The organism is Streptococcus halotolerans (assembly GCF_001598035.1).
In the GTDB taxonomy this organism is placed as follows: Bacteria; Bacillota; Bacilli; order Lactobacillales; family Streptococcaceae; genus Streptococcus; species Streptococcus halotolerans.
The window spans coordinates 1,634,548-1,661,278 of sequence record NZ_CP014835.1 but is presented as its reverse complement, the minus strand read 5'-3'; the positions used below and the strand labels follow the sequence as shown (position 1 = coordinate 1,661,278).

28 protein-coding genes and 3 pseudogenes are annotated in these 26,731 nt (G+C 37.9%); 8 read left to right on the top strand and 23 right to left on the bottom strand.

All coding sequences use genetic code 11. From position 1 onward, the window contains the following. Positions 1–74 precede the first annotated feature (74 nt). From A2G56_RS07680 to A2G56_RS11195, 5 genes and pseudogenes are all read right to left on the bottom strand, one after another. The gene (locus A2G56_RS07680; RefSeq protein ID WP_062711071.1) at positions 75–1,013 is read right to left on the bottom strand and encodes a YitT family protein; all 939 of its coding nucleotides are present in this window, start codon (positions 1,011–1,013) and stop codon (positions 75–77) included. Further along, on the bottom strand, positions 1,006–2,754 hold the full coding sequence (gene aspS, locus A2G56_RS07675; protein ID WP_062712527.1) for an aspartate--tRNA ligase: 1,749 nt from the start codon (positions 2,752–2,754) through the stop codon (positions 1,006–1,008). Before aspS ends, A2G56_RS07680 begins: the two co-directional genes overlap by 8 nt. Positions 2,755–2,913: 159 nt before the next feature. Then, positions 2,914–3,648 (bottom strand): ABC transporter permease, encoded by a 735-nt coding sequence (locus tag A2G56_RS07670; RefSeq protein WP_062711069.1) that lies wholly within the window; start codon positions 3,646–3,648, stop codon positions 2,914–2,916. Further along, positions 3,638–4,549, bottom strand: a complete 912-nt coding sequence (locus A2G56_RS07665) for an ABC transporter ATP-binding protein (RefSeq protein WP_062711067.1) — start codon at positions 4,547–4,549, stop codon at positions 3,638–3,640. The genes A2G56_RS07670 and A2G56_RS07665 overlap by 11 nt, the downstream gene beginning before the upstream one ends. 19 nt (positions 4,550–4,568) lie before the next feature. Then, positions 4,569–5,691: pseudogene (locus A2G56_RS11195) on the bottom strand (ThiF family adenylyltransferase). Between the two features lie 262 nt (positions 5,692–5,953). On the opposite strand from A2G56_RS11195, the gene A2G56_RS07655 reads away from it, so the two are divergent. Next, entirely contained in the window at positions 5,954–6,667 is a 714-nt protein-coding gene (locus tag A2G56_RS07655) for a LytR/AlgR family response regulator transcription factor (protein WP_062711065.1), read from the top strand. 167 nt (positions 6,668–6,834) lie between these two features. Then, a complete protein-coding gene (locus A2G56_RS07650; protein ID WP_062711063.1) occupies positions 6,835–7,950 on the top strand; it encodes a sensor histidine kinase in 1,116 nt (371 codons plus the stop codon). Positions 7,951–8,138: 188 nt separating this feature from the next. On the opposite strand, the gene hisS is transcribed toward A2G56_RS07650, so the two are convergent. After that, positions 8,139–9,419, bottom strand: a complete 1,281-nt coding sequence (gene hisS / locus A2G56_RS07645) for a histidine--tRNA ligase (RefSeq protein ID WP_062711060.1) — start codon at positions 9,417–9,419, stop codon at positions 8,139–8,141. A 347-nt stretch (positions 9,420–9,766) separates the two neighbouring features. Between hisS and A2G56_RS07640 the strand changes: the two genes are divergently transcribed. Further along, positions 9,767–11,617, top strand: a complete 1,851-nt coding sequence (locus tag A2G56_RS07640; protein WP_062711057.1) for an APC family permease — start codon at positions 9,767–9,769, stop codon at positions 11,615–11,617. Positions 11,618–11,745: 128 nt separating this feature from the next. Here A2G56_RS07640 and A2G56_RS07635 read toward each other — a convergent pair whose 3' ends face one another. The 16 genes and pseudogenes from A2G56_RS07635 to A2G56_RS07570 form a co-directional block, all read right to left on the bottom strand. Then, positions 11,746–12,849, bottom strand: coding sequence for a vitamin B12 independent methionine synthase (locus A2G56_RS07635; RefSeq protein ID WP_062711054.1), 1,104 nt, complete (start codon positions 12,847–12,849; stop codon positions 11,746–11,748). 346 nt (positions 12,850–13,195) lie between these two features. Next, a complete protein-coding gene (locus A2G56_RS07630) occupies positions 13,196–13,465 on the bottom strand; it encodes a hypothetical protein (protein ID WP_062711051.1) in 270 nt (89 codons plus the stop codon). A gap of 112 nt (positions 13,466–13,577) precedes the next feature. After that, on the bottom strand, positions 13,578–13,988 hold the full coding sequence (locus A2G56_RS07625; protein ID WP_062711048.1) for a hypothetical protein: 411 nt from the start codon (positions 13,986–13,988) through the stop codon (positions 13,578–13,580). 186 nt (positions 13,989–14,174) lie between these two features. Continuing rightward, complete coding sequence (locus A2G56_RS07620) at positions 14,175–14,621, bottom strand: hypothetical protein (RefSeq protein WP_237334399.1); 447 nt, start codon at positions 14,619–14,621, stop codon at positions 14,175–14,177. Positions 14,622–14,624: 3 nt separating this feature from the next. Continuing rightward, on the bottom strand, positions 14,625–14,894 hold the full coding sequence (locus A2G56_RS07615) for a hypothetical protein (protein ID WP_062711045.1): 270 nt from the start codon (positions 14,892–14,894) through the stop codon (positions 14,625–14,627). 280 nt (positions 14,895–15,174) lie between these two features. Then, complete coding sequence (locus A2G56_RS07610; protein ID WP_237334398.1) at positions 15,175–16,542, bottom strand: VapE domain-containing protein; 1,368 nt, start codon at positions 16,540–16,542, stop codon at positions 15,175–15,177. Between the two features lie 26 nt (positions 16,543–16,568). Beyond that, positions 16,569–17,408: a primase alpha helix C-terminal domain-containing protein gene (locus tag A2G56_RS07605; protein WP_062711042.1), complete on the bottom strand. Its 840-nt coding sequence runs from the start codon at positions 17,406–17,408 to the stop codon at positions 16,569–16,571. A gap of 1 nt (position 17,409) precedes the next feature. Next, complete coding sequence (locus A2G56_RS10795) at positions 17,410–17,559, bottom strand: hypothetical protein (protein WP_172793795.1); 150 nt, start codon at positions 17,557–17,559, stop codon at positions 17,410–17,412. After that, the gene (locus A2G56_RS07600; RefSeq protein ID WP_062711039.1) at positions 17,549–17,827 is read right to left on the bottom strand and encodes a hypothetical protein; all 279 of its coding nucleotides are present in this window, start codon (positions 17,825–17,827) and stop codon (positions 17,549–17,551) included. Before A2G56_RS07600 ends, A2G56_RS10795 begins: the two co-directional genes overlap by 11 nt. Beyond that, positions 17,811–18,140 (bottom strand): hypothetical protein, encoded by a 330-nt coding sequence (locus tag A2G56_RS07595; protein WP_062711037.1) that lies wholly within the window; start codon positions 18,138–18,140, stop codon positions 17,811–17,813. Before A2G56_RS07595 ends, A2G56_RS07600 begins: the two co-directional genes overlap by 17 nt. A 191-nt stretch (positions 18,141–18,331) precedes the next feature. Then, positions 18,332–18,832, bottom strand: coding sequence for a hypothetical protein (locus A2G56_RS07585; protein WP_062711031.1), 501 nt, complete (start codon positions 18,830–18,832; stop codon positions 18,332–18,334). An 84-nt stretch (positions 18,833–18,916) separates the two neighbouring features. Beyond that, the gene (locus tag A2G56_RS07580) at positions 18,917–19,351 is read right to left on the bottom strand and encodes a hypothetical protein (protein ID WP_062711028.1); all 435 of its coding nucleotides are present in this window, start codon (positions 19,349–19,351) and stop codon (positions 18,917–18,919) included. Between the two features lie 161 nt (positions 19,352–19,512). Further along, positions 19,513–19,683, bottom strand: coding sequence for a hypothetical protein (locus A2G56_RS10790; RefSeq protein WP_172793794.1), 171 nt, complete (start codon positions 19,681–19,683; stop codon positions 19,513–19,515). A 248-nt stretch (positions 19,684–19,931) separates the two neighbouring features. Continuing rightward, positions 19,932–20,564, bottom strand: coding sequence for a Rha family transcriptional regulator (locus tag A2G56_RS07575; RefSeq protein WP_062711025.1), 633 nt, complete (start codon positions 20,562–20,564; stop codon positions 19,932–19,934). Between the two features lie 29 nt (positions 20,565–20,593). Then, positions 20,594–20,707: pseudogene (locus tag A2G56_RS10985) on the bottom strand (BRO-like protein); the annotation flags it as partial. Between the two features lie 20 nt (positions 20,708–20,727). Beyond that, entirely contained in the window at positions 20,728–20,958 is a 231-nt protein-coding gene (locus tag A2G56_RS07570; RefSeq protein ID WP_062711022.1) for a helix-turn-helix domain-containing protein, read from the bottom strand. A 56-nt stretch (positions 20,959–21,014) separates the two neighbouring features. On the opposite strand from A2G56_RS07570, the gene A2G56_RS07565 reads away from it, so the two are divergent. From A2G56_RS07565 to rpmG, 5 genes and pseudogenes are all read left to right on the top strand, one after another. Continuing rightward, on the top strand, positions 21,015–21,905 hold the full coding sequence (locus tag A2G56_RS07565) for a LexA family transcriptional regulator (RefSeq protein ID WP_237334397.1): 891 nt from the start codon (positions 21,015–21,017) through the stop codon (positions 21,903–21,905). 310 nt (positions 21,906–22,215) lie between these two features. Further along, positions 22,216–22,470, top strand: a pseudogene (locus tag A2G56_RS10785) (DUF3644 domain-containing protein); the annotation flags it as partial. Positions 22,471–22,869: 399 nt separating this feature from the next. Beyond that, entirely contained in the window at positions 22,870–24,015 is a 1,146-nt protein-coding gene (locus tag A2G56_RS07560; protein ID WP_062711017.1) for a tyrosine-type recombinase/integrase, read from the top strand. A gap of 271 nt (positions 24,016–24,286) precedes the next feature. Beyond that, positions 24,287–24,469: a 50S ribosomal protein L32 gene (rpmF, locus tag A2G56_RS07555; RefSeq protein WP_018380522.1), complete on the top strand. Its 183-nt coding sequence runs from the start codon at positions 24,287–24,289 to the stop codon at positions 24,467–24,469. 15 nt (positions 24,470–24,484) lie between these two features. Further along, positions 24,485–24,634: a 50S ribosomal protein L33 gene (rpmG, locus tag A2G56_RS07550; RefSeq protein WP_001265622.1), complete on the top strand. Its 150-nt coding sequence runs from the start codon at positions 24,485–24,487 to the stop codon at positions 24,632–24,634. Between the two features lie 601 nt (positions 24,635–25,235). On the opposite strand, the gene A2G56_RS07545 is transcribed toward rpmG, so the two are convergent. After that, the gene (locus tag A2G56_RS07545; RefSeq protein WP_062711016.1) at positions 25,236–26,288 is read right to left on the bottom strand and encodes a hypothetical protein; all 1,053 of its coding nucleotides are present in this window, start codon (positions 26,286–26,288) and stop codon (positions 25,236–25,238) included. Positions 26,289–26,731 lie beyond the last annotated feature (443 nt).

Genomic DNA, 26,731 nt, shown 5'->3' with positions numbered 1-26,731 from the left:
TATCCAACCCCAGGCTGCCTAGCCCTCTTATTGTATAATGTCTAACCTCGGGTTAAAAAAGGGGCTCAGCCCCTTTAGTCATCGTTAAATCTTCCGATTATCTGAACGTTCTCCGAAATAGAAACAAATGCTCGAGGATCTGCTTTTGCCATTAGTTGTTTAAATTCTGTGTATTCTTCCCGTGTGATAATAGCTAAGAGCACCGCCTTATCCTCATGTTTATAAGTCCCATGAGCATCGTTTATCGATGTTACGCCGCGATGTAATTTCTTATGAATCATAGCCACCACACGCTCAGGTCTTGATGTCACAATCATGGCCTGCATTTTCTTTTGCTTAGTATAAATTGCATCAGTGACACGACTTGACACAAAAATAGTAATCATAGAATAGAGCGCATATTGCCAACCGAAAAGAAGACCAGCAAAAATCATAATCACCCCATTAACAATGAGGGAGATGCTACCCACATTACGATCTGTTTTCTTCCGAATCGTCAAAGAAACAATATCGGTACCACCACTAGAAATTCGAGAGCGAAGCCCGACACCGACACCTAAGCCCATGAACAATCCACCAAAAATAGCATTAATCAAGGGATCAGTTGTTAAAGTTACCTGAGGCATGAGATGAATAAACAAAGAACTCATCGAAACTGCCATAAAGGTGAAGACGGTGAATTTATGACCGATTGTGTACCAAGCTAAAATCAACAATGGCAGATTGATAGCATAAAAAGTCAAGGAAATAGGAGCTGCATACCCAAAACTTCTTTCCGTCAGGGCTGATATAACCTGTGCCAAACCTGTTGCACCGCTTGAATAGACATGGCCTGGTTGAAAAAAGAAATTCACAGCGATACTAGATAACATACCATAAAGCAGAGAAGCCGAGATCTTCTCTGCGTATTTTTCTCTGGAGATACTTCGTAAGGTACGCCACAAACCAAACCGTTTGGCAACAACATTTACTTCATATCTTACTTTTTTAAGAAAAGTCGTTTTTTTAGTCATTTAACTGTAATTGTAGGGCTAATTCCTCAAGTTGTTTGTCAGCAACCACGCTTGGTGCCTGCGTCATAGGGTCAGTGGCTTTATTGTTTTTAGGGAAGGCAATCACTTCACGAATATTGTCCTTGCCAGCTAGCAGCATGACAAAACGGTCAAGCCCAATCGCTAAACCACCATGTGGAGGGAAGCCGTAATCCATCGCTTCTAATAAGAAACCAAATTGTTCATAGGCATCTTCTTCTGTAAAGCCAAGTGCCTTAAGCATACGCTCTTGCATCTCTTTTTCGTTAATACGAAGACTCCCACCACCGAGTTCATAACCATTCAGAACAATATCATAGGCAACAGCACGAACATTGGCTAACTCACCTTCAAGCTCATGAGCAGAGTCTTTCGTTGGCAAAGTAAATGGATGATGGGCTGACATGTAACGTCCTTCTTCTTCAGACCATTCAAACATTGGCCAATCTACAACCCAAAGGAAGTTGAATTTAGAGTTGTCAATCATGTCAAGCTCTTTGGCAATACGACCACGTAAAGCACCAAGTGTATCATTAGCTACTTCAAGCTTATCTGCAACAAATAGCACCAAGTCATTTTCTTCAAGTTGTAAAGCAGCTGTCAAGTCAGCTTCGATACTTGTCAAGAATTTAGCAACAGGACCAGCGATAGCGCCGTCTGTTACCTTGATCCAGGCGAGGCCTTTGGCACCAAATTGTTTAGCAAATTCTGTCATCTTGTCGATGTCTTTACGGGAATACTTATCCGCGCTTCCTTTAACGACAACGGCTTTAACCGCTGGAGCTTCTGAGAAGACTTTAAAGTCAACGTCCTTGACAATATCTGTCAAGTCCTGTAAAAGCATGTCAAAACGCGTATCTGGTTTATCTGAACCATAAAGATTCATAGCGTCATCATAAGCCATTCGAGGGAATGGCAAGGTTACATCAATCCCCTTAGTATCTTTCATGACTTTGGCAATCATGCCTTCAACAATATCTTGAATTTCTTGCTCGTTAAGAAATGATGTTTCTAAATCGACCTGTGTAAACTCCGGTTGACGGTCTCCACGCAAGTCCTCATCACGGAAACACTTCACAATTTGATAGTAGCGATCAAAACCAGCATTCATCAACAATTGTTTCGTGATTTGTGGGCTTTGTGGAAGAGCGTAAAAATGACCCTGGCTGACACGAGATGGCACAAGATAGTCACGCGCACCTTCTGGCGTTGACTTGGTCAGCATCGGAGTTTCAACATCGATAAATTCAAGCGCATCCAAATAGTTTCGGATAGAATGTGTCACTTTAGCACGTAGTTTGAAGTTTTCCAACATTTCTGGACGACGAAGATCCAAATAACGGTATTTTAGACGATTATCATCAGAAACTTCCACACCGTCTTTAATTTCAAAAGGTGTTGTTTTGGCAACATTAAGAATGCTCAAGGCGCTTACTTTCAACTCAACAGCACCCGTTGCAAGATTATCGTTAGCCTGCTGGCGCGCTTCAACAGTCCCTGTCACTTCAATAACATATTCGTTACGAAGGCTTTCAGCGGTTGCCATCACGTCATTTGAAACCTCTTCAGGATTGATCACCAGCTGCATGATCCCTTCACGGTCACGCAAATCAATAAAAATCAATCCACCTAGATCGCGACGACGTCCTACCCAACCCTTGAGGGTGATTTCCGTTCCAATGTGTTCGCTACGAACACGACCAGCATACATACTACGTTCAATCATTTTATTCTCCGTATATCAGTATTTCATACACAAGACCTGCGTATCATTCCTTATCATTATAGCAAAAAGCACTTAAAAACCCCACCCTTTTAGGTGGAGTTTTGACAAAAACAATCCTTTACTCTAGGGATTCCCTATCATCACTATAAATGATGATCATACTTTTCGGTGTAGTTGCCACACTGAGAGTGAACTCGTCAAGAGCAACCAAAACAATAAAACAAAAATGTCACGAGCAGCCACAGGATAATCTTGATAGACAGATAACCTAATGAGATTTCCAGCAGGAACAAAGGGGAGAAGGCTGTACAGCCTTAGTAAAAAGGCAGGTATTCTATCTGCGGGAAACATTATAGGTGAAAATAGTAAGCCAATCATGAGGATTAATTGAGTGATTAGAGACATGGCACTTGGTGAAGTCGAATAGGCAATGGCAAATCCTATTGATAGCATGGTTAATAGGATTAACCATAGAATCCCAAAACTCCCAATGGACAGCTGTGGTAAAAAGTGAAATTTTACAAAGACTGTGATTAGAGATAGGATGACACCCAAAAAAGAGACGATAGCCCAAATAAACAGTTCAGAAAAGAGAATAAAACTTCTTTTTACAGGTAAGGTTTTCAAGTAGGCTACGAGTCCATCTTGCTTTGCGCTACTGATAGTTTGCGCAGCAATGGTACAGCCTATTGTTATCATACCTAAAGTCACTGCACCTGAAGCCAAATAAAGTTGCGCTTCTAGAGTTCTGGGTTCTACAATTAATGAATAGCCATAAATCAGAGCAATAGACATGAAAAACTGGACAATACTACAAAGTATTATTAGAGATTTATTTCTGACATAACTCCAAATTAACAAACCTCGTATCTGTTGATAATTACTTTTCATTGGATAGGACCTCATAATAATCATTTAAGCCTAGTGTAGATAGGTGGTAGTTACTGATCGTCTTAGCTATGATAGCATCCTGCAACCAAGCCAATAATACGGGTAAATCGGGTGTTTCAATCCTTGCTGAAACCTCCAAACTATCACTGATAGTACAGTCTAAGGGAAAACTCTCCATTATTTTTTGAGAGTATACCGTGAAACGAACTAAGTGACCAGCCATGTTCTCAAGCGATTTGACGTTTCCACTTGCCTTTACTTCTCCTTGCTCTAACATATAATACTTATCAGCGTATTTTTCTACTTCTAAAATATTATGTGTCACAATGATAAGAATATGCCCTCTTGAAGCCAATTTTCTAAGATATAACCATAGGCGAGTCCTTCTCATCGGATCCACATCATTTGTCGGTTCATCCAGCAAAATGATTTTAGGAGCACCAACAATCGCCATGGCAAATGAAGTTAGGCGTTTAAGTCCACCTGATAGCTTTTCTCCTTTTTGATTCTCCCATTTTGTGATGTCTAATGCCTCTAAAATATCATCAACTTCATCTTTTAAAGCAGCTGGATCTATCCCTCGGATGGCTCCAATCGAGCTTATGGCTTGCCTCACACTTACTCCTTTCAAAGGGGCATGCATTTGCGGCATCATTGAAGTGTAATATCTAGCTAGCTTGGGAGATTTCGTAAACGACTCTTGTAAATAGGAGATGTCGCCCTTATCTGAATCTGTTACACCGATGATTTGATTCAACAAGGTGGTTTTTCCTGCACCATTATGCCCTATTAAAGCTGTGATTTCTCCTTCGTTGAATTCACAATTCAACTCTTTGTTTGCAAACTGTTTCCCCTTAGCGTATTTTTTAGAGATATTCGTCACTGCTAAACAATTCTTCATATTCTATTCCTTCTTACCATCATGAATTATAATGATTAAAAATTTCCCACTCAGAAACAGTTCCTTTTCCACAAGTTGGGCACTCATCTTCATATCTAGGCCATGGTTTATGACAGAACGAAGCACCTGTTTCATAATTAATCTCAAATTGTGTACTTAAACTCATTGGTTCAGTATATTTTGTTAAAAGTCTTACTGATTCATCAACTATAGCACTACATAACTGAAGAATTGCAGGTGCATAAGCTATTGTGGGAGGATCAAATTTAATTTTCTGAAAGCCAATAAATTGATCTATAAAGTTAGGAGACGTCTTTGTATAATGGATATTTAGACAGTCAAAGCATCCTGTTTTTTTGGAATAACACTATAAACTCGACCCCTACTTACTTGCGACCCTCCAAAGACACAAGATACTCCTACTTTAACAATGGCTTTATTAACTATTCTTTGTGCTACAAAAGGCGGTTCGTCTATTGCACAAATAACCAGATCAATGCCATCAAGTAATTCTACTACATCAGACACAGAAGTAATTTTTTAGTAATGGCATTTATGCTAACAGATGAATTCATCTTCTGAAACTCTCTTTAAGCCGTTTCTGTCTTCAATTTCCCTATATCATCTTCTTTATACAGCAATTGCCTTCCTAAATTTGAACTTTCAACTTTATCATAATCTACAATTGTTAATTTTTTAGGACCTATGCCAGCTAGTAAACTTAAAATATTAGAGCCTCCTCCCCCCCAGACCCAACAATAAAATTGAACTTTCATTTAGTTTTCTTTGTACAGTTAAACTTTCATCATAGCTACCAAGATAGCGTCTAAAATAATTAACATTCGACATATACCGTTCTTCCACAAGGTTAACATCCTGATACTCTTCTATAAAACCTTATTTGTCTAATAATTCCAAAGCGAATACAATATCATCATGTGTCACCTCAGGGTAGATTGCCTGCAAATCAGCCTCAATTAAAGGTAATTCTCTTCCATCTAATCTTTTTACAAAATCCCATAATTGTCCTGTCGGATCTTCAAATTCTCTTGTAATATTCATTTGAGCACCGATTCTAAATCTATTCTTATCTAATTTATATACTGGGTAAATATTTTTATCCGTGGCCTACTATATCCCAGCATCAAACCTCTCCTCATTAAGATAAAAAGTAGGCTGATTGCGCAATCTACTTTATAAATTTAAACAATCACCCATGAAACTTCAGCTGTTTCCATCGGTTTACGAACGGTCACTTCCCGCATAATAACTACCTCCTCCTCAATTGATAGCTCTATTTTAACAAGTCTTCCCAATCGATAGAAAATTCTGTCAAAAATAGCCGTTTTTAAGTAAAATTTGGTACAATAGTATAAATTTTTTTCAAACAGGAGGAGATTTTTGATGATTCGTATCGCTTTATGTGATGATGACAAGGGAGTTGGTTCAATGGTTGAAGATGCCCTTGATAAATTCTCAAATAATTCTTATTTTTCATTAGACGTCTATGAACATCCTCGTAAATTGTATGAAAAAATACTAACAGATTATCAATTGTTTATTTTAGATATTGAAATGGGAGATAGCTCTGGTATCGAACTGGCAGAATACATTAGAAGTAAACATGCTGATGCCATAATCATTTTTTTAACAAATCATCGTGACTACATGGAACAGATTTTTCACGTACAGACCTTCGATTATCTACTTAAACCTCTTGATAGAGAAAGATTTTATCAGTGTCTGAACCGTAGCTTGAAAATTTTGGAAAATACCAATCACTATTTTACTTTTTCCTACAATCATGCCTACTATAAATTACCTCTTAAAGACATTATTTTTTTCGAAAAGGACGGTAGAAAGGTTTATATCCATACAAGGTATGAAACCTACACTGCTCTCTTATCAACCAAGGAGGTTCTTGCTCAAGTTTCCCAACAATTTATTCAAATTCATAACTCCTATATCTTTAATGTCAACTATTTCTATAAATTTGAAAAACAAATGATTACACTTCTTCGAGAGTCACAATTTATCAACCTGCCCGTTAGTCGAAAATTTAAACGACACTTACAAGATACTATTCTAATGAAATTGAAAGACAGTAATGGTTATTAAAGGCTTATTTCATCTCTATACAGCTATCATCAACATATTAGTTATCAACTATTTTTTCTCAAGAGCGACATCCCAAAAAATCAACCAGCTCATCTCTATCCTCACACTTGGAGTGCTTGTAATCATTGAGGTTCTACTTAAGGACTAACTTAGCTTCCCTTATCACTGTGATCTGCTCTTTTCTCACTTCTTTCTATATCGCTTCTATTTATGATTATGGCAGAAAACAAGGGCTTTTCTGGGCAATTCTTCTGCAAACTATTGGTCTTCTATTCGAAGCCATTCTAGGCTTTAACCTAACCCTGTTCTTTGGGGATGCCTTGATAAATTCGGTGACATTTACCTTTATTTATATTAACTTATTAGCTATTTTAAGCATCATCATGAGTTTTTATTTAAAACATTTTTTCTTGTTTGAACTCAGTTATACTGATAACCACCATAAACAAGGGGCTTGGATTATCTGCTTATCGCTAATTCCTGCCATCACCTGTGCTCTACTCTTTTTTCAATTATTTGATAGCTCAACTCATTACGAATTGGATGCCTCAACCCTTATCTACTCCTTTGGTTTTATGGCAATAACGATTATCTCTCTGTACACCTATCGTTACATGATGATTCAAAATACTAATCATTACAATACCAAACTTGATAATATCAGATTTCAAGCGCAACTCCACAATATGCAAAATCTCAAGGATTCTCACCTGAAAGTCCGAGCATTAAAACACGACCTACACAACCATCATATCGTTCTAATAGGTCTCTTAAAGCAAGAAAAATTTGATGAGGCTGAGCAACTCATCAACAATAATCTAGCACAACTTACCGAGACTAACGATACCTTTTTTACCAATGAACTGATATTAAATCACTTGCTAAACCAAAAATCGCAAACTGCCAAAGAAAATAATATCTGCTTATCCATCAGTTGTCTCATCCCCTCCTCTACACGTCTAAAAACAGATATAATAGCTATCATCGTTGGAAACCTTTTGGATAATAGCATTTCAGCAGTCATCCGAAACAAAAGAACGACTGAGAAAAAAATCAATCTTATCATCAATCTTTACAATGAGAAACTATATATCGCCATAGAAAATGGCTTCGATCCTCAAGAAGCACATTCTCGAAAACAACGACTTTATGATGGATTGGGTCTTCGAAATATCAAAGACATCGTTAACCGTTATCATGGACTCTATAAGCAAGAAATCAATGAGAACATCTACAAAATCACCATTTTATTTCCTCACGTTGATAGTATTACAAATAAATAAGCTAGTAGCATCTCAACTTGAAACAAAAACTACATGTAAAAAAGCGATTCGAGCAAGATTTCAAACTTCTGGAATCTTACTCGAATCGCTTTTTATAGTTATTTTTAATAACCTCTTACAAACCAAGACTAAACCAAAATCACTTAAGAACAAATTATTAGCGATTTTGATATCTAAATAATCTTATCCTATGCTTCTAACCTCTGGAGAATGCTTGCAAAATCTTCGCTAATCTCTTCAAAAGTTACCGTCACCTCTTGACGGGTAATGTTATTTTTAACAGTTACTTGTCCTGCCTCAACTTCACTGCCGCCTAAAGTCATAATTGTTTTGGCCTTAAAGGCATCCGCTGATTTGAATTGGGCCTTGATTTTACGGCCCAGAACATCGCGTTCTGCTGTAAAGCCCTGAGTGCGAATAGCTTGAACAAGCTCTAATGCTTTGCTATTTGCTTCAGCCCCTAAAACAGCAATATAAAGATCCATATCAGATTCAATTGGAAGCTCAATGCCTTGTTTGTCAATAATCATTAACAAGCGTTCCAATCCAAGACCAAAACCAAAGCCAGGCGTCTCAGGCCCACCAAAATACTCAACCAAGCCATCGTAGCGCCCACCTGCACAAATGGTCAATTCTGATTTTTCAACGGTTGTGATAAATTCAAAAATAGTGTGATTGTAGTAATCTAGCCCACGAACCATGTTGGTGTCAATCACGTAAGGGATATTAAGGTCTTCAAGCATGGCGCGCACTTCATCAAAATGCCTTTGGCTCTCCTCATCTAAGAAATCCAAGATAGATGGCGCATTTTCAACGGCAAGCTTATCTTCTTTTTCTTTAGAATCAAGAACACGAAGAGGGTTTTCCTCCAGACGGCGTTGACTGTCTTTAGAAAGACGATCACGCATTGGTGTCAAGTAGTCAATCAAGGCTTGGCGGTAAGCTTGACGACTAGAGGTATTTCCAAGACTGTTAAGGTGAAGGACGATATCTTTGATTCCGAGTTCTGTAAAGAGTTGGTAAGCCATGGCAATCGTCTCAACATCTGTAGCAGGATTGCTTGAACCAAAAGCCTCAACACCGATTTGGTGGAATTCACGTAGACGACCGGCTTGAGGACGCTCATAACGGAACATAGAGCCGATATAGTACATTTTAACAGGCTTCTGTATTTCTGGTGCAAAGAGTTTGTTTTCCACATAAGAACGCACAACAGGGGCTGTTCCTTCAGGTCTGAGGGTAATGTGACGATCACCCTTATCGTGGAAGTCGTACATCTCTTTGGTGACAATGTCAGTCGTATCACCCACCGAACGCGAAATCACTTCGTAATGTTCAAACATTGGTGTTCGAATCTCACCATAATTATATTTTTTAAAAGTCTCACGCGCAAAGTTTTCGACATATTGCCATTTGGCACTATCTGCAGGAAGAATATCCTGGGTTCCTTTAGGTTTTTGCAGTTTCATTCTCATCAAATACAGAGGTCATATCATTCAAAGTCAATAGACAATCATGATCCGTAACAGATTTTAGTGATCGAATTGACTACCAAAGATTCGGACCATGCTCCATTCACAAGCACAGGCCCCAGACCTCCCCTTTCTCTAGACTTAATAGCCTTATTTTACCATGAAATCCTAAAATTTACGATAACCATTTTTTTAATGTCCTGATATCCGATGACTACTATAAACTCATAAACCACCTGTCCACCCCAACTTAGAGTTAGTCTAATTTTTTTGAAAAATCTATTGCTTTTCAGAATAAATAAGACTATAATGCCTTATCAATAACTTTCCAGGAGGAAACTAGGGTGTTAGAATCATTCAAAAACGTCCTATTAGGAAAACCCTTAAGATCCGACGATGGTACTGGTGACAACCATTTACTTAGCAAATCACAAGCCCTCGCCATGTTGTCCAGTGATGCCTTGTCATCCATTGCATACGGTCCCGAACAGGTTATCTTAGTCCTGACCGCTCTCTCAGCTAGTGCTATTTGGTGGTCCCTTCCTATCGGAATCTGCGTTCTCATCCTTCTAATCAGTCTGACCATTTCCTACAGTCAGGTTATCCATACCTACCCTAACGGTGGTGGTGCCTATATGGTTTCCACCGAAAATCTCTCACCAAAACTAGGCCTCCTAGCCGGCGGAAGCCTCCTTATCGATTACATGCTAACCGTAGCAGTATCCGTATCCTCAGGCGCCGATGCTATCACCTCAGCCTTTCCGGACCTCAAGAATATCAATCTCGAACTTTCCATAACCCTAGTCCTCATCCTCATGCTCATGAACCTGCGTGGCCTTCGCGAGTCCGCCACAGCACTTTTCATCCCTGTCTACCTTTTTATTGGGGCAATCCTTCTACTTCTTGTCTTTGGTGTTATTAATATCATAACAGGTAACCTTGCCTACCATGCAATTTCAAGAGTTGGTAGCCCAGTCAGCGGCATTAGTCTTTTCTTGATATTACGTGCCTTTACCAGCGGATCAGCATCTTTAACTGGAGTTGAAGCCATTTCCAATGCTGTCCCATTCTTCAAGAAACCTAAAACCAAAAACGCTGTTGAAACACTGGTCATCATGTCCTTTATTTTGGGCGTTTTGTTCATTGGGATTACCTTTCTCAACTATTGGTTAGGCATCATCCCATCAAAAGATGTCACAATCCTAGCACAAATCGCACAAGCTGTCTTTGGCCATAGTGCACTAGGACAAGCATTTTTCTATATTTTCCAACTCTCAACAGCCATGATTTTAGCTGTTGCTGCCAATACTGGCTTTTCAGCCTTTCCTGTCCTAGCCTATAATATGGCAAAAAACAAATACATGCCACACTTGTACTTGGAAAAAGGGGCACGTTTGGGCTATTCCAACGGAATTATCACACTTGCAGTCGGTGCCATTTTCTTGCTCTTCTTGTTTAATGGATCTACCGAAGCCCTAATCCCACTATATACTATCGGTGTATTTATTCCTTTTGCCCTTGCACAAACAGGAATGATCATCCATTGGAAAAAACTATCCAGCAAGTGTTACCTGAAAAAAGCCGCTGCGAACATTATCGGAGCAATTATTTGTTATGGCATTATTAGCATTTTACTAGCCTTTCGCCTGGGAGATATCTGGCCATTTTTCCCTATTATCATCCTATTAATGTTAATGTTTATGGCCATCCATAAGCACTATGTACAAGTGGCCAAACAATTGCATCTACAAGAAGAAGATCAAGAAACAGCTGTCTTTACTGGAAATCAGGTTTTAGTGCTTCTCGGAAATATGACACAAGCTACTGCCCAAGCAATCAGCTATGCTAATGCTATCGGAACGCAGGTCACAGCTCTACATATTTCAACCAAAGAAACACAAGATAAGGATACTGAAATTATCTGTGAGTTTCATGCTAAATACCCAAACACCGAACTGGTGACAATTGATTCTGATTATCGCGATATTATCAAACCAACAGTTGATTATGTACGTAAACGTAGTCAAGACGCCAAAGAAAATAATCAAACCTTAACCGTGTTGATTCCACAATTTGTTCCCAAAAAATCTTGGCAAAAACTTCTTCATAATCAAATGAGCCTACGCCTCAAATACTACTTGCGCTGGAATGAAGGCATTGTGATTTCATCTTATTCTTATCATTTAAAAGATTAAGTTAAACCACATTCAAAAACACAAGGATAACCAGATTCTTGTGTTTTCTTTATATCGTCCTATTAGACTATGAACGTGCTTCATTTTGTGAATCAAACTGGCAAACTAAGATAGCCTGCTGGACTATTTTACTCCCATATCTTATCACGGATAGTCTTAATCAGTTTAAGTTTTTGCCATTGATCTTCTTCTGTCAAAACATTGCCTTCTTCAGTTGAAGCAAACCCACATTGGGTTGAAATACCAAGATTTTGATATGGTACATAGACAGCTGCTTCTTGAAAACGCGCAATAATCTTATCCACATCTTCCAAAGTAGGATCTTTTGACGTGATAACTCCCAAAATAAGTTCCACATGGTCACGATGATTCCAGATATCCACAAGTGGTGTGAAATCGCCTGAACGACTGTCATCATATTCTAAAAAGAAGATATCGTAATTGAGTTGGCCTAAGTATTTAGCAACGGCATCATAACCACCTTCGTAGAGATAGGTTGATTTAAAGTTTCCTCGGCAAATATGCGTTGCAAGCGTTAAATCATCAGGTAAGCCCTCTAGGGCTTGATTTATGGTGTCCACAATCTCTTGAGCTTGCGTACGGTAGTCATCAAACTCGTCACCACTAGTTTCGTTTAATTTGGCAATCAAAAATGCCCAGGTCGTATCATCCAGCTGCACATAGCGTGCACCCAGATCATAAAAATGTTGGATGGTATCATGATAAGCTTGCGCCAAATCATTGAGGTAGTCTTCACGGCTATCGTAATAATCCAAAGCCAGATCACTGCGCCCGTCACGAAAGACCATGGAAGGACTAGGAATAGTAACTTTTGGTGTCACGCCCTCTGGGGTAATGGCTTTCAGATACTCAAAATCACGGTAGAAGGGATGATTAGGATTTACCGCAATCTTACCGGCTACACGGACATTAGTCGTGCGCGTTTTGGCACCGTGAAACTTGTAGGAATCCTCCTGTAAATAGGCTTCATAGCCACTTAATTCCCAAAGAAAGTCCAAGTGCCACCAAGAACGACCAAATTCACCGTCTGTGACAACTTTCAAGCCATTGTCTACTTCATGATGAACCAAGTCCTTGACCAATTCATCCTGAATACGAAGTAATTCATCACGTGATAGCTCACCATTGGCAAACTGTTCACGAGCTTCTTTGAGTTTGGCTGGACGTAAATAAGAACCGACATGATCAAAATGATGTTGTGCTTTAGACATAGGCTTACCTCTTTTTCTTTCCTAGAAAACTGCAAAACTGTTTACGGAGCATATAGGTTACCCTTAGCATAACAAAGCTAGCTACAAGTAGCAAATATAACTATCCTATAATCTGTTATATTGGCAAGCTATAGGCACGTTATTTTTTTAACTGTCACTAACGCTCATAAATCGCTTAAATAAAGGGTTTGTAAAAAATAACATATCATTAAAGCACTTTAAACGATCATAGAAACTTGGTAAAAACTTGGTAATTTTTTGTTAAATAATGAGTTCAGCAAGCAAGAACTGCGTAGTCACCAGCTACGCTTTTTTATTACTGAAATTTATTATATCGTGTTCTCATCTAGCTTTCTGTAAAAATATCTTTATACAAGCCATCTATATCTAATATTTCCACCAACCTTTTAACATTGTCTGGGAGTGCGTTCTCATTAAACCCAGTTACTCCTAAGCTGTTCAATTCTCGTAACAAGTTCAAAACTGTCATTTCAGTATTAACCAATGACTGTGTTACTGTTGCTAGATCTTCTTTCTGTTCTACCATTACAAGCTTTAGCCTGTTATCAGAATATCGGTTAAAAAACTTTCTATGTTGTTTTAAAATATCTTCCATTTAAATTCACCTCTAACAATATCTGTTTAAACTGTTACCAATAAGGTTTTCTAACAAGTCTTAATATGTTCCCTTGCCATTGTTACCATCTCCAAACTTTTGTTAAACCAATTCATTCATTCGCATTCAACACTTCATCTAACTTTGCCATCGCTTCACGCTTCAATCTAAAGAATGTTGATCTACTTACATCAAGATGACCTTGTGCTTCAGTCAGCGTCCCGTTATTGATAATGGCAAACAGTACCATAACAAGATTCAAGTCATCGACTTTATAGACATATTCAAGCATACTTTGGCGCTCTGCATGCAACTGCTCAATCTGCTTCAGCAAATAGTCTGATTGGTCTAAATAAGCTACTGTTTTAGCTTCCTGTGCGTTTGTTTTGCTGGTCTGCACTCTTATATCAGAATAACTTTGAGAGCCGTAGACAACGCTTAAAGTCGCTTCTCTGTCTTCTTCTAATGTTTGGATTAACTTAGGAATAGACTTTAATTGGTTGATTAGTTGCTTAGCGTCCATCACTGCCCCCCTGTGATATAATAAGATTGCAATGCTTATTAACACGGAGACCGGCCAGTGCTGGTCTTTTTTTATATTCAGCGAAGGGCTATTATGCTGACATTTTCCCACTTAGTCTTATTTACTAATGATGTCACGCGCTTATTAGCATAGATTTCTTTAAGTTGTTCTTTTGATGTCATGTTCCTAGCTCTCCTTTGTAAATAATCCGCTGGTAACCAATTCCCTTGCTAACGCTTTTAAATCACCATTTGGATCTTCTTTGTTAACAAATGTTAGCACTTGATTTAAACGTTCTACGTCTGTACGGCTCGCTTGCTTAGCAAGTGTCTTGATAAACTGTCCTTCTAAATAGCTGTAAAATACCATTCTTTGGGCTGTTGTTGGCGCTAATTCCAACATCATGTAACAAGCGTCGGTGATCTGTTCAAATAGCTTAGAACGTGCGTCGGGGTGTTTCTGTAACTCATATAGGTTCAAGCTGGTATCTTCGTTTCGTAACTTCTCGGCTATCTCTAACAGCTTCGGTAAGTCTTCCTCAGTCACTGGCGTATTATCAGCCATGTAGGCTAGTCGGATTTTTTCAAAGTCTTCCATAGATTCTATTGTTTCGTTATCTGAAATTATTTTCATTTGTTATTCTCCTATCTGCCAATCTTTGCCGTCTTCATCTACTGGTATGGCAAACCCACAATCAAACACCCATTGATAACCTCTCTTCACTAGTTCTAGTTTTGTAAAATCTAAGTCACCAGGTTTTGACTTTGTATTAAAATTAATCTTGTTGATAAAGTCATATCCTCGTTGCCCATTTGGTAACTCTAAACGATAATATTGATCAGGCGGAAATTCGTCATAATCATATATTAAGTCTAGCTTACCTCGCTTGGTGTAATTCCGATTCATTTTTTTCCTCATTTCTTTGTATCTTTTTGCAATTATGCAACCACTTCAGCAACCACTTAAACGCCTAGAACGCCAAGGAGTTTCCCCCTGTTGGTTGCAAAATTGCATTTTTTTCACGTCACAAACCCTGGGGAATATATCCTCTATAAATAATATAAATAGTTTATAGTAAAAAATATGCAATTATGCAACCAATGGCCTTCAATCCCTTATGCCTCAAGGGTTTAGATTGGTTGCAATTTTTTTCAAAAGTTGCAAAAACGGGGTTTTGGTTGCATTTTTACTGTTTGATCCAACCGCTCGTTGTCTTCTTTCCAAACTTGATAGCCCTGTTATACTCCCACCCCTCTAAGTTGTTCATGTAAATCTTGATTTTATTTTTAAGATGACGATCTCTTTCATCTTGGAAAATGTCATTGATCACGCCTTTCAGGAAAATTCTGTCACGCTGAACAGTGCCTATCCATGGTGTCGTGCTCTCACTGTTGCGATATGCTTCCCCTGTCTCTTCTAAGCCCCAATAATAATTATGACGGTTAACACTGCTAGTTGTTGGTTCATAGAAATCTTCAGGGATCATCGTTTCTAAGTACCATTCAAGGCGATCTATAATGTCATCTTGGGCTTTAAATTTAGCGCGCTCTTTGGCAATCAATTTCCCTTCTCGACTATCTTCCGAATAGAAAAGTACTTGGTTATCCTTATAGGCGCGGTAATAATTGCCCCAAATATCCCTTAAATCTTCATCACTAATATTGTGACCGTGTTCTTGTGTCTTTGGCTCAACCTGTACCGCTAGAAAACGCCTGTCGCCTGTTGCGTCTTTCAAATGCCCTGTATCGTTGGTTGTCCGAGTGATAATATAGTCCACTAGAAAACTTTCTGTTATGCGTCCGTATGGCCGTCTAATAAGATGTTCCGTTGCTGTGATGAAGCTTTTTAATTCTCCGAATGACAATTTATTAGACGCTATCAACTCATCATCGTTGACTGCCCAAAGTCTCATCATCTTCAAAAGGTCATCTTTATCCGAAAAACCTGTGACGTTTGCTTGAAATCCCTTGAATACTTCTCTAAAAAAAGTTGTTTTCCCTGTTCCTTGTCTTCCGACCAAGTCTAGACAATAGTCAAATTGAATACCTGGATTCATCACCCTAGCGATTGCCCCTCTAAAAACTAAATCAAAGACAATTTTGTTATATTCGGTGTCTTCAATATTTAAATAATGCCTGATGATCTGAAACGGATCTCTGTCTTCGGCTTTTTCAACGGCTTTGTTTAAAAAGTCTTTGATCGGATTGTATCTATTACCTTGCGCAACAATCATACAAGCGTTGTAAATGTCACTGTTGTTAAATTCCAACCCCCATTTATCAGCGATATATCCCCATAAGTTAACAATAGCCGTATCGTCTGCCACCCCTTTAGTTAAGTGATAACCATTATTGAGTTTTACCGATTTAACAATTTCAATATCATTGATCGCTTCATTGTAAGCAAAAGCACCCCTAAGCGCTTCATCTCCGCCTTTAAGTAACGTGATTAGGTTAGTCCTAGTCTTTTTTAATTTATTGTTTTCTGTATATGAAAGCTTTTTAGCCTCAATGCTACTGACTTTCTCACGCGCTTCAAGATGTTCTTCTTGCAATTGGTTTAATTCTTCTTGTTCGATAGCTAAGCTCCTCGCTTTCTGTTTTCTGCTTTGACGATACTTCTAAAGGTGTTATCTAATTCTGCCAACGGTAACGGCTCCGGTGTCTGCTCGTTAGCAATTCTGGCCAATTCATAAGCTGTTGGCACATCACAATCAACCCACTTATTCAAGAGCAAGCCCACAAACTGCGCTAGGTTTTGATTTCTGCCACCCTCTGCACCGTAACCATTCATCAATGTACGAATTATCCTCATTGTCATTGAAACCCCTGTACGGGGCTTGTATGATGTTTGAATCGACTTGTTAGCAATCTTGCCTGTCTTAATTTCATAAGGTTTGCCAATATTGATAACCGAATCATAATAACCAGCGTCAACGGGTAACCCCATCAACTGCGACCATGTCAAGCTGGCCATATCAAACGGTAGTCCGATCGCTTGCGTAATGGCTAGTATCGTTGCCCTATACTGGCTTTCTGTCATTGGTCTATCAACATCCACGGCAAGCCTATATCTTGGCTTTTCGGGTCTGTGTTTGATGGTGCTGTAAATCATGTAAGTAAACTCGTTCAATGCGCGTGATACGGCTGTTTTAAAGCTCTCAGCGTCTTCTAAATCATCGTAATCAATCAAGACAAGGTCACGATTGATAAGACTGTCATTGTTGCGTTTGTAAGTTCCTGTATTATCGGGTTCAATCTTGCCACTGATAAACTGTGGGGCTTGTCTACGTTTGTAATCCTCAACATCAACATTTTCAGGCACTCGGATAGGTCTGAACTCCTTCAGATACCTAAACGCCGTTTTTTTATCATAAGCATTTAAGGGTTGACTATAACCTCTGGTTTCATAGATTGCCACATTATCGCCCCTTTCTACGCTTTTTCTTCAGCTTTTTCAGCCGTTGCTGTTCTTTGATCTGCTCAATTGTTGGCGTTCGCCTTTTAATATTGCTTTCTTGACCTATCTTTAACCCTTTAAGCGCTGGGTGTTTTAATCGTTTACCTACCATTTTCCACCCCCAAAAACTTCAAAACCTCATCGACTTTATAGAAAATTATTCTGCTATCTTCTAACGGGGGCTTATACTGCTTTAATCCTGTATCTTCCCAACGTTTGATAGTGGTCAAGCTGATGTCTAATTCATCTTGTAATTGTACTCGTGTCACTAGCCCTAATAATCTAGGCTTTGGCTTGCTCTGCTCTTTTAAGTATTCCGAAACAACCTCTAGCACTTCCATTTTTAAATCTCGGCTAGTTTCTTCACTTAATACCGCCATCTAATAATCTCCTGTAATTATCCAAATCAGCATTCAATAAAGCTGTGATTGTCTTTCTCTCCTCATTAACTTGGTTGTCTAAGGCTCTGACACCTTCTAGGCGTTCTGTGTCATTAGCTGGGATATAAAGCCCCTTACCGCCTGTCTCACGCCCACCGATAATAGCAATGCCATGCTTTAACCTAAGGTTTCTGACCAAGCTTCGAATAGTTCTAATATCAATATTCAACAAGCCAGCTAATTCCGCTGTCGGTGTTGCGTTTTCTTTGCCGACTTTCAAAAGTCTAAGTAATCTTTGTTCTAGGTTTGTCATTTAATTTCTCCCTTGCATTTGGATAACAGCACCATATCTTGATAGGTACGTTAGATCAGACTCGTTTTTATGCTCTGTATCGCCTTGTCTAGGCTCTATTTTGCTTGGCGTTTTGACAAGCTGATAGAATACCCATGCAAGAACGAGAAACAGAATAACGTAACCTGTGGGACTTAAATTAAGTTCTTGGATCATATCTTCACCCCTACCTTTGAAAATAAACTTGGCTTATTTGCGTTATATTTTTTCATATCATTTATGATTAAAGTTTCAATATAACTCGTAACATTTGCGTCTTTTAAAGGGAAAATAGCATGTTCTTCCGCTTTCAATAGAATATACTCTTTGACACTTTTCGCTTGATAATGTTTACTTAGTATCTGGCTATCTTTAAATACTTCATGACCTTTTAGCATTTCACCATCTAGCCAGGCAATAAACTCCGACATAGTTTCGTCTGCGGTTGTTTCTAGGTCTCTAGTCAATCGATAGTGTTGTTCTTTAGCCTGACTTAATCTTTGGTAAGCTTCAGCTTGTGATATCATCGCGGATTTAGCTAAATCAAGTGCCCCATTCATGGTACTGTCGTTAGTTTTTTTTGCTTTCAAACAAATCCAATCTACTAAAAGAGATAATTTACCGTTTGCTTCGTTGATTTCTTCTAACATTAACCCATAAAAATCTGTTGTCATATTATTGCTCCTGCTGTTCCGTTTATGCTGTCTTTATTGTTTGATTGGTTTTTACACCGCTATTTCTAAGTTGGCGGTCGGTGTTTATAATTCAGCGGTTAAGCCATAAGATTTTAAAACCTGTAAGGCGTATTTATCTTCCAAGTGTTTCAGCGCCCGCTGTTTGTTTTCAGTTGCTTTTATTCGTTCTGTCGCTTTAATAGCAGGGTTGTCGGCTATCTCAGTCATGTTGATAACGTCTTGCACGTATAACTTTATCTTAATTTGAGATAACTCAACTTTTTCTTTTTCGTCCTTAATGATGTTAGTTAACTTATTGTCTGTTAATTTTAAATCGTAGAAGCGTTTATTTTTACAAACAAAGGAAACTTTGCCCAATCTACGCCATCCGTATAAGTTACTTTTTAAGGTACCAGCTTTTTTGCGGTCAGCTCCTAATACATCTAACATTTCATAAATCGTCAAACCGTTTAATTCTTCTAGTCGTTTACCTACTTCTTTAAATGGAAATTTGTTCATATTATTTTTGAGTACACAAAAAGCGTACTCCCTTTCTATGATTTTTAAGTTCACAAAATAGAGTACGCATGTTATTATATTTACGTACCTACTTTGTGGGTGCTTCGCCGTCTAGGTTGTTAGGTCGCCAAACTTAACACAACCTAGGCGGTTTCTTGCTGTTATGGTTCAGACTTTACAAGCTCAATCCCTCGCATGACTATATCTGTTTTGGTCATGCTTTTCTTTTCAGCTAAATCATTCAAATCTTGAAACTCTTGTTCCGTCATTTTTATCTTTAGCTGTCTATTTTTCGGGTTATCGCTCTTAGGTCTTCCAACTGTTTTCCCCATGGAATACCTCACTTTCTATTTCGGGGTACTCGTAAATTGCATAATGGTGTACCCTTTTAGTCAACCCCTAAACCAAACTTTTTTGCGTACTCTATTTTATTTTCAATGGTCAAAATATGTTATAATGAACATATAAAATAATTTCTAAAACCCTTTAATGGCTTGCTTGCTATACTGTGTTTTAGTCATTTTGGTTAAGGCTTAGAACTTTGGTCGGTTGCATAAGCCTTTTTTCTATCACGCGCCATTTACTGGTGCGTTTTTTCTTTGCCTTTGTTGATCATGGTTTTGATTTCACCATAGGTAAAGCCTAGGTCAATCATTGCAATAGCCATATCTTCAAATGATTGGTAATTTTCTAACTCTTGACTAGTCAGTGTGTCAACACCGTTGTTACCACCTCTAACCGTCTTTAATTGCTTGGCGTTAAATCCTGTTACTGTCTTCAGTAATAAGTTAGTTACCGTTGAATGCGCGTGTTTTGGGGCTTCCGTCCATGTTTCAATGGCTTCATGCAACGCCCTACGCTTGGGCTTTTCTAACTCACGTTGTAATTGAAACTTAGTGAGTTCATCACGCATTTCAAAGAACGCTTTGACTAGGTTCTGCTTAAACGCTCTGACTGGTTTGGTATTGTCTAGGTAAGTAACTAACAAAGTCGCTTGTTGTTCATTTAAGCGATAAACTTTTCTAGGTCGCCCACCTACAGAACCTTTATCAGGTTTATGGATTTCAAATGACAAAACCCCAAAGGCTTCTAAATCTTCTCTATGTTTATCAATTAGCTTTCTTACTGAAATATTATCGATTTCAGCATGTTCAGCTATAATGTCGTGTGTCGTGTACGGTTCTTTCTTACCATCTAAGTAAACTAAATTCATTTTGTACCTCCTATTGCCCTGTTAACTGATGCCCACTTGCCAACTGTTCGGGGGTCGGTTCCCAAACATTGCCCAATTTCTACCAAGTTCAAGTTATAAGAGGTTCTTAGCTCAGCTATGACTTTGCTGTAATTCCTTTTCATCCTTGCTTGCCTTTCTGGTTTTAGCTATTCTGTTTTGACAGTTCTATTTTTTTCGTACTATCGCCCAAAAAAATATCATCAAGTTTAACTTGATATAATACCGACAATTCTTTCAGCAATTCATAAGGGATTGTAGTGCTATCTTTTTCGTACTTCGAGATAGTTTGAAAGTTCTTCCCTACCTTTTTAGCTACTTGTCGCAAAGTATAACCTGCATTCACTCGACACGCCTTCAGTGTCCATTGTGTCATATTTCCGTTGTCTCCTTTCGAAAGTGATAACTAGATAGTACTATTATTTTCGTACCATGTCAACACCAAGCTTTAAAAATTTTATTTTTTTCGTACTTTGTCTTTTTTTGTGCTATAATCAATTTGCAAATAAAACGAAAAAAGAGGTGAGACAAATGGCAAAAGATAGCCCTCAGGATCTTAAAAATAGGGAATATTTCTCGAACAATCTTAATAGGATTATGAGAGAAAAAGGTATCAGGCAAATTGATTTACACAATGCTTTAAATATTCCTAAAAGTACCCTTACCGGTTATGTTAAAGGTCGCTCAATGCCAACATTTGGAAATATCCAAAAGATTGCGGATTATTTAAATATAAAAAAATCAGAACTTGATCCAAGATTTTCCGATACTCAAGCCGACTATCTAAAAAGTACCCACTTTTCTACTACTCAAAAAATAACAGATACTGTTATTAAGCTTAATAATGATAGACAGCTTACCGTTCTGGATATAGCCAAGCACCAGCTAAAAGAACAAATAGCCGAAGAAAACACGCTAGACGAACCGTTCACCCCCTATGATGTAAGAGCAAGAACCCAACTAGCTGCGGGTATTGGCTATTCTTACGATGATAACGATATAAAAACAATACAAGTTGAAAAAGAACCACCTCGCCATGATCTTGCTAGTCTCGTCAATGGTGATAGCATGCTACCTGATTATGAAAACGGTGATGTTGTCTATCTGAAAGATACTGGCTTTTCTAGTTATTCAGGTCAAGTATGCGCTGTTGTGGTAAATGATAAAACATACTTGAAAAAAGTCTATACAGAAGACGACTGCTTGCGATTGGTTTCTATCAATCCAAATTACGATGATATTATCGTTGACTTCCCACCATCGGAAGATACTCACATCAAAATCTATGCTGTCATAGGATCTGATAAGGTCATAGATCACTAACCCACGCGCCTACATTTGCCAACAAAATCTATTTCAGGTTTCATGACGTGAAAAAAAGTCAAGTTTAGTCAAGAGTTGAAAAAAGTCGGACTTTGTCGGATGTCCGCACCCCAGAATGTAGGAACTTTTTAGGACCTAACTAAGCCTGAAAAAAGTCCGTTCTTGTCAATAGTAAAAAAAAGTCGGAACGTTTATTACAGATATACCTTTGGTTTTCTTAGGGCTTTTATTCCAGTATTTTCCAGTAACTGGTGGAATATGTCTATAATTGTCTATACCCAAAATGTAAGAACTTGTTAGTACTTGTGGAAATATCATTTCTGTTGTGGCTGACAGGTTAAATAAAAAGAATATCAAGCTTAATTATAAATCTGGTTTTAATCAATATGTTTTAACATTAATAATTGATCTCTATTCAATAAAATCTGACGAAAAATATGCTTATTGTCACAAAATAGGTAAGTCAGAACATTATACCTGCTCACAACAATTCGTCGATTTTATTATCACTGAAATAGAAAAAGACCCTCAACACTTTGTTGAGAGCCTAAGAAAATCTAAATAAAAACAAAAAGATAACCCTAGGCACATAGGAATGCTCACCCTAAAGGCTTACCCCATTCTGGGACCCAGCGTTTATCCTTCACAAGTTATCTTTGCTAATTATATTATACCACGTACATATTAAATGCAAAGCAATTTGTTGATGTGGCCGTTCCCGCTATTAGTAAACACCTAAAAAAATATCTTTGACGAGGGCGAACCTGAAGAAAAAGTGGTTATTGCAAAAATTGCAAATACCACCCATCGCTATGAACTCCAGATACTACCTAGAAGCCCTTCTCAACGGTTTTTCTCTATTCTGGTATATTTCTACCAACATTATAAAATCATGCGTCTATGCGCGTGAGAATCAATCCTAGAACCCTTTAATGGCTTGCTTGCTGATGGAAAGGATTGAAATATGAAAATAAGAGAGTATAAAACAAAGAGTGGGGCAACTGCCTACCGTGCTACTGTTTACTTGGGTATTGATGTCTTAACTGGTAAAACTGTAACGACCTCTATCAGTGCTAGGACTAAACGGGAAATAAAGGCAAAAGAAAAAGCCAAACTAAAAGAATGGCTTGAATCTGGTTGCACTAAAAAGAAAAAAAATAGTGTAAAAACGTTCAATGAGCTTGTTGAAAGTTGGAAGCTTTCAGTATATCCAAGCTATAAATATCATACCAAGGTGACGTTTGATAATCAACTAAAATACTATATTCTTCCAGCGTATGGGGATATTAAACTTGAAAAACTCACGCGGTTTTCTATTCAAGAAACAGTAAATACTTGGGCAGATAATTATAACAATAATAAAGGGAAACCTTATAAACTTTATGACTCTCTATTCAACCTAATACATACTATTTTGGGCTATGGGGTATCTGTAGGCTTTTTAGAGAATAATCCTGCCAATGATATTATTGTACCTAAACGGAAGAAAGATAAGCCAAAGCGCAAACATTTTGAACCTAACGAAGTAAAGACTTTTATAGTTTACTTGGATCAATTAGACGACACTGATTTCAGAACGCTAACTAATAAGGTACTGTTTTCCCTATTACTAGCTAGCGGTTGCCGTATCGGTGAAGCTTTAGCCTTAGAATGGTCTGACGTTGACTTTGATAATAAAACTATTAGCATATCAAAAACATTACAGCATAATTTAAAAACTGCTCCTACAAAAACAAAAGCGGGTACCCGTATCATTACGCTAGATAACGATACTATGAGGCTTTTAAATAACTACCAAAAGCACCAAAGATTGAACGGTATTATGACGGGCATTGTTTTTTCAAGTCGAAGAGGCTATAAAACGTCATCATCTTTTGGGCATTACCTAAAGAAATATCTCGCCGATTGTGGTTTACCTGTTCTAGGCTTTCACGCTTTTCGTCATACTCATGCAAGTTTGATGATGAATGCGGATATGCAACCGAAGGAATTACAATACAGATTAGGTCATAGTAATATAGCAACTACCCTAGATATATATAGCCATTTATCAAAAGAGAAAGAAAAAGAGTCAGCGACCATCTTCCAAAATGCGCTAAACTCTCTCTAAACTTGGTAAAAACTTGGTAATGAAAAGATGACACGCGCTAGAATGCTTGTATATCAACGTTTATAATATTTTTGCTTATAATGGCAAACTATACACGTCTTTTTTAAAAAAAGTGTCAAGTAACTTTACTTTACAAAAAAGATATGTTATCATGCTATAGTTGATGAAAATTCATCTCTATTTTATTGGGCAGATTTATCACCAAGAATGGTAACATTTTGATGGATCCATAAGCCCTTGAAGTATTTAATATCGAAAGGAAGAAATAAACATGGCAGTACCTGCACGTCGCACCTCAAAAGCGAAGAAAAACAAACGTCGTACGCACTACAAATTGACAGCTCCAACTGTAAAATTTGACGAAACTACTGGAGATTACTCACGTTCTCACCGCGTATCACTTAAAGGATACTACAAAGGACGTAAAATCGCTAAAGCTAACGAAGCTAAATAATAGAAGGGAGATACCATGCGCGTAAATATTACACTTGAACACAAAGAATCTGGTGAACGCTTGTACCTTACTTCAAAAAACAAACGTAACACTCCAGACCGTCTTCAATTGAAAAAATACTCACCAAAATTGCGTAAACATGTTGTGTTTACTGAGGTGAAATAATTTTTTAATTAGTGAAAATAGTATAAAATCAGTGGTTAAAGCCATTGATTTTTGTTTTCGACAACAATTTGGGCTCTTTGTCAACTGCAGTGGGTAAAAAAGTGTGGAACAAACCATCATGAGCGTGATAGCTTCATGATAGTTTATCCCAAACTATTTTTCTCGGCTACTTGTTGTCTATCAAGGATTGAGTACTATTTCTACATATATCTCCAATGAGATTACCTATGTTTATTATTCCGTGTGTTCGGAAAATGTTTTCGACAACGTCCAGATGCTAAGCCACATCCCCATTGTAATTAAAATAATCATCAATAAAAATAGAGTATTTTGCCAGATATAAAACTGGTTGCAAATAAAGTACGATAAAAAAGGTGCAAGCGTGAACATCATCGAATAAATTAGATTGCTATATATTTTCATCAGTCTTATAACTCCTATTCCTATAGTGTAAAATATTTCTAATAAAAGAAAGTGTTAAACAATTACAAAACTTCTCAGATAGACCTTAAGACACTGAAGTAAGTAGTTACAAAAGGACATAGACCTCACAAAAAAGAATTCCTAGAAACACTGTTTTCATTGGCTTTTATGCTATCATTTACTCCACTCGATAAAAATAATCATCTTTATTGGCACTATTATCGTATTGTCCAATCAAAAGACGTTCTTTATTTTTGTCTGACTGGTCTTGGTCTGAGGCAGCTTCTTTTGCTGGGACATAGCGGATGCCATACCCTCCTATACGGCTTCCAGAAGGTTGAACACCAGTTCCCCATTGGTTGTTAGTATTGGACAAATCACCCGCTTGTCCTTGAGAGCCATTCAAATCTACCCTTTTGTCGGATGAAATCGTCACCTTATCACCTTTAGCATTTTTCCATGTGCCGACTAGATTATCAAAGGTGTATCTTTTAGAGTTAGGTTCAGGAGTTTTTGTTTCAGATGCGGTTGTTGCCGCTTTATCAAGCTTCTTCCAATCCAAGCTTGATAGGTCTAAAGGATTATCATCCATGCTAGCTTTTTCTTCAGCTGAACTTATGACAATGGCTTTTTCTTCAATTGTTGTCACACCACTATTATCAGGATTTAGTCGCATTTTTTTCAAACTTCCTTTACCCTGATGCGACGTCCACTCAACATGGGTGACCGTCCCATCCGCATTAACCTCAAAGCCAGAGCGATAGCCACCACCTGAAGCAACTTCAGAATGTGCCAAATAGGTCGAAACATGGTTCTTTAGGTAATAAAGGGCAATTGGGTGAATCGTACTTCCGACGTCTGTTCCAGTAAACAGCTCTTTACTACCGTTATGATCAATATCGTAGAAGGCATAATGACTGACATTATTATCGTCCGCAGCCACTTTTGACAAGGTGTCAGCATATAATGCTTCATAATCTTTTTGATCATGCTTTTCTGATGGAGAAGTTGGTGACTCAGAAGCCTGTGCTTTACCAGACTGAGCTTCTTTCGTCGATTTTTTTGATGACTGGCTGTTTTCAGAAGACTGTTTGACAGCTTCACTCTTATTAGACTTTTTCGTTGATGGACTAACAGATGATTCAGAGGTAGGTGGTGTTGTATTTGTCTGACAGGCGGTCAATAACAGCAAACATGATAAACTCAACCCTAGTTTAACAATAGTCTTCATAAAAAGTCCCCTTTTCCGTTTTTCTTTTATTATACAATATTTTTAGAAAAGGTTTTCATTTTTTTGATATTTTAAAAGACTATTAACATTAATGATGGATTGATGAGGGTTAGCTGTGAACACACCGTGCTTTTGTAAGAAGATAACAACTAAAAATAAGCTAAAGAACTAGATGGTGATCATGCTGCTTATTGAGTAGCTATTCAGCCTTATTGCAAATAACATATAGAAACCTCCCACTTAACCGACATATTTTAGGCTGCACCCTTTGATACATGCAACTGAAGAAAGTTTTTTAAGAATGATAGCAGGGTGATTTATCATAGTAATGGAATGTCTGATACCTTTCACTCAACCCTCTTCCCTTTATAGTTTATAGTTATTAAACGCTTCAACCTAACAGGATAGCCAGGCGAGAGGCAGTTGGACATTGAACAAGTCAC

What these genes read in the sequence shown, in the direction of transcription:
- A2G56_RS07680 (WP_062711071.1), bottom strand. Translation starts at nt 1,013, where the DNA reads ATGACTAAAAAAACGACTTTTCTTAAAAAAGTAAGATATGAAGTAAAT.
- A2G56_RS07670 (WP_062711069.1), bottom strand. Translation starts at nt 3,648, where the DNA reads ATGAAAAGTAATTATCAACAGATACGAGGTTTGTTAATTTGGAGTTAT.
- A2G56_RS07665 (WP_062711067.1), bottom strand. Translation starts at nt 4,549, where the DNA reads ATGAAGAATTGTTTAGCAGTGACGAATATCTCTAAAAAATACGCTAAG.
- A2G56_RS07655 (WP_062711065.1), top strand. Translation starts at nt 5,954, where the DNA reads ATGATTCGTATCGCTTTATGTGATGATGACAAGGGAGTTGGTTCAATG.
- hisS (WP_062711060.1), bottom strand. Translation starts at nt 9,419, where the DNA reads ATGAAACTGCAAAAACCTAAAGGAACCCAGGATATTCTTCCTGCAGAT.
- A2G56_RS07635 (WP_062711054.1), bottom strand. Translation starts at nt 12,849, where the DNA reads ATGTCTAAAGCACAACATCATTTTGATCATGTCGGTTCTTATTTACGT.
- A2G56_RS07630 (WP_062711051.1), bottom strand. Translation starts at nt 13,465, where the DNA reads ATGGAAGATATTTTAAAACAACATAGAAAGTTTTTTAACCGATATTCT.
- A2G56_RS07625 (WP_062711048.1), bottom strand. Translation starts at nt 13,988, where the DNA reads ATGGACGCTAAGCAACTAATCAACCAATTAAAGTCTATTCCTAAGTTA.
- A2G56_RS07620 (WP_237334399.1), bottom strand. Translation starts at nt 14,621, where the DNA reads ATGAAAATAATTTCAGATAACGAAACAATAGAATCTATGGAAGACTTT.
- A2G56_RS07615 (WP_062711045.1), bottom strand. Translation starts at nt 14,894, where the DNA reads ATGAATCGGAATTACACCAAGCGAGGTAAGCTAGACTTAATATATGAT.
- A2G56_RS10795 (WP_172793795.1), bottom strand. Translation starts at nt 17,559, where the DNA reads ATGGTAGGTAAACGATTAAAACACCCAGCGCTTAAAGGGTTAAAGATA.
- A2G56_RS07600 (WP_062711039.1), bottom strand. Translation starts at nt 17,827, where the DNA reads ATGGCGGTATTAAGTGAAGAAACTAGCCGAGATTTAAAAATGGAAGTG.
- A2G56_RS07595 (WP_062711037.1), bottom strand. Translation starts at nt 18,140, where the DNA reads ATGACAAACCTAGAACAAAGATTACTTAGACTTTTGAAAGTCGGCAAA.
- A2G56_RS07585 (WP_062711031.1), bottom strand. Translation starts at nt 18,832, where the DNA reads ATGACAACAGATTTTTATGGGTTAATGTTAGAAGAAATCAACGAAGCA.
- A2G56_RS07580 (WP_062711028.1), bottom strand. Translation starts at nt 19,351, where the DNA reads ATGAACAAATTTCCATTTAAAGAAGTAGGTAAACGACTAGAAGAATTA.
- A2G56_RS10790 (WP_172793794.1), bottom strand. Translation starts at nt 19,683, where the DNA reads ATGGGGAAAACAGTTGGAAGACCTAAGAGCGATAACCCGAAAAATAGA.
- A2G56_RS07575 (WP_062711025.1), bottom strand. Translation starts at nt 20,564, where the DNA reads ATGAATTTAGTTTACTTAGATGGTAAGAAAGAACCGTACACGACACAC.
- A2G56_RS07570 (WP_062711022.1), bottom strand. Translation starts at nt 20,958, where the DNA reads ATGACACAATGGACACTGAAGGCGTGTCGAGTGAATGCAGGTTATACT.
- A2G56_RS07565 (WP_237334397.1), top strand. Translation starts at nt 21,015, where the DNA reads ATGTCAACACCAAGCTTTAAAAATTTTATTTTTTTCGTACTTTGTCTT.
- A2G56_RS07560 (WP_062711017.1), top strand. Translation starts at nt 22,870, where the DNA reads ATGAAAATAAGAGAGTATAAAACAAAGAGTGGGGCAACTGCCTACCGT.
- rpmF (WP_018380522.1), top strand. Translation starts at nt 24,287, where the DNA reads ATGGCAGTACCTGCACGTCGCACCTCAAAAGCGAAGAAAAACAAACGT.
- rpmG (WP_001265622.1), top strand. Translation starts at nt 24,485, where the DNA reads ATGCGCGTAAATATTACACTTGAACACAAAGAATCTGGTGAACGCTTG.
- A2G56_RS07545 (WP_062711016.1), bottom strand. Translation starts at nt 26,288, where the DNA reads ATGAAGACTATTGTTAAACTAGGGTTGAGTTTATCATGTTTGCTGTTA.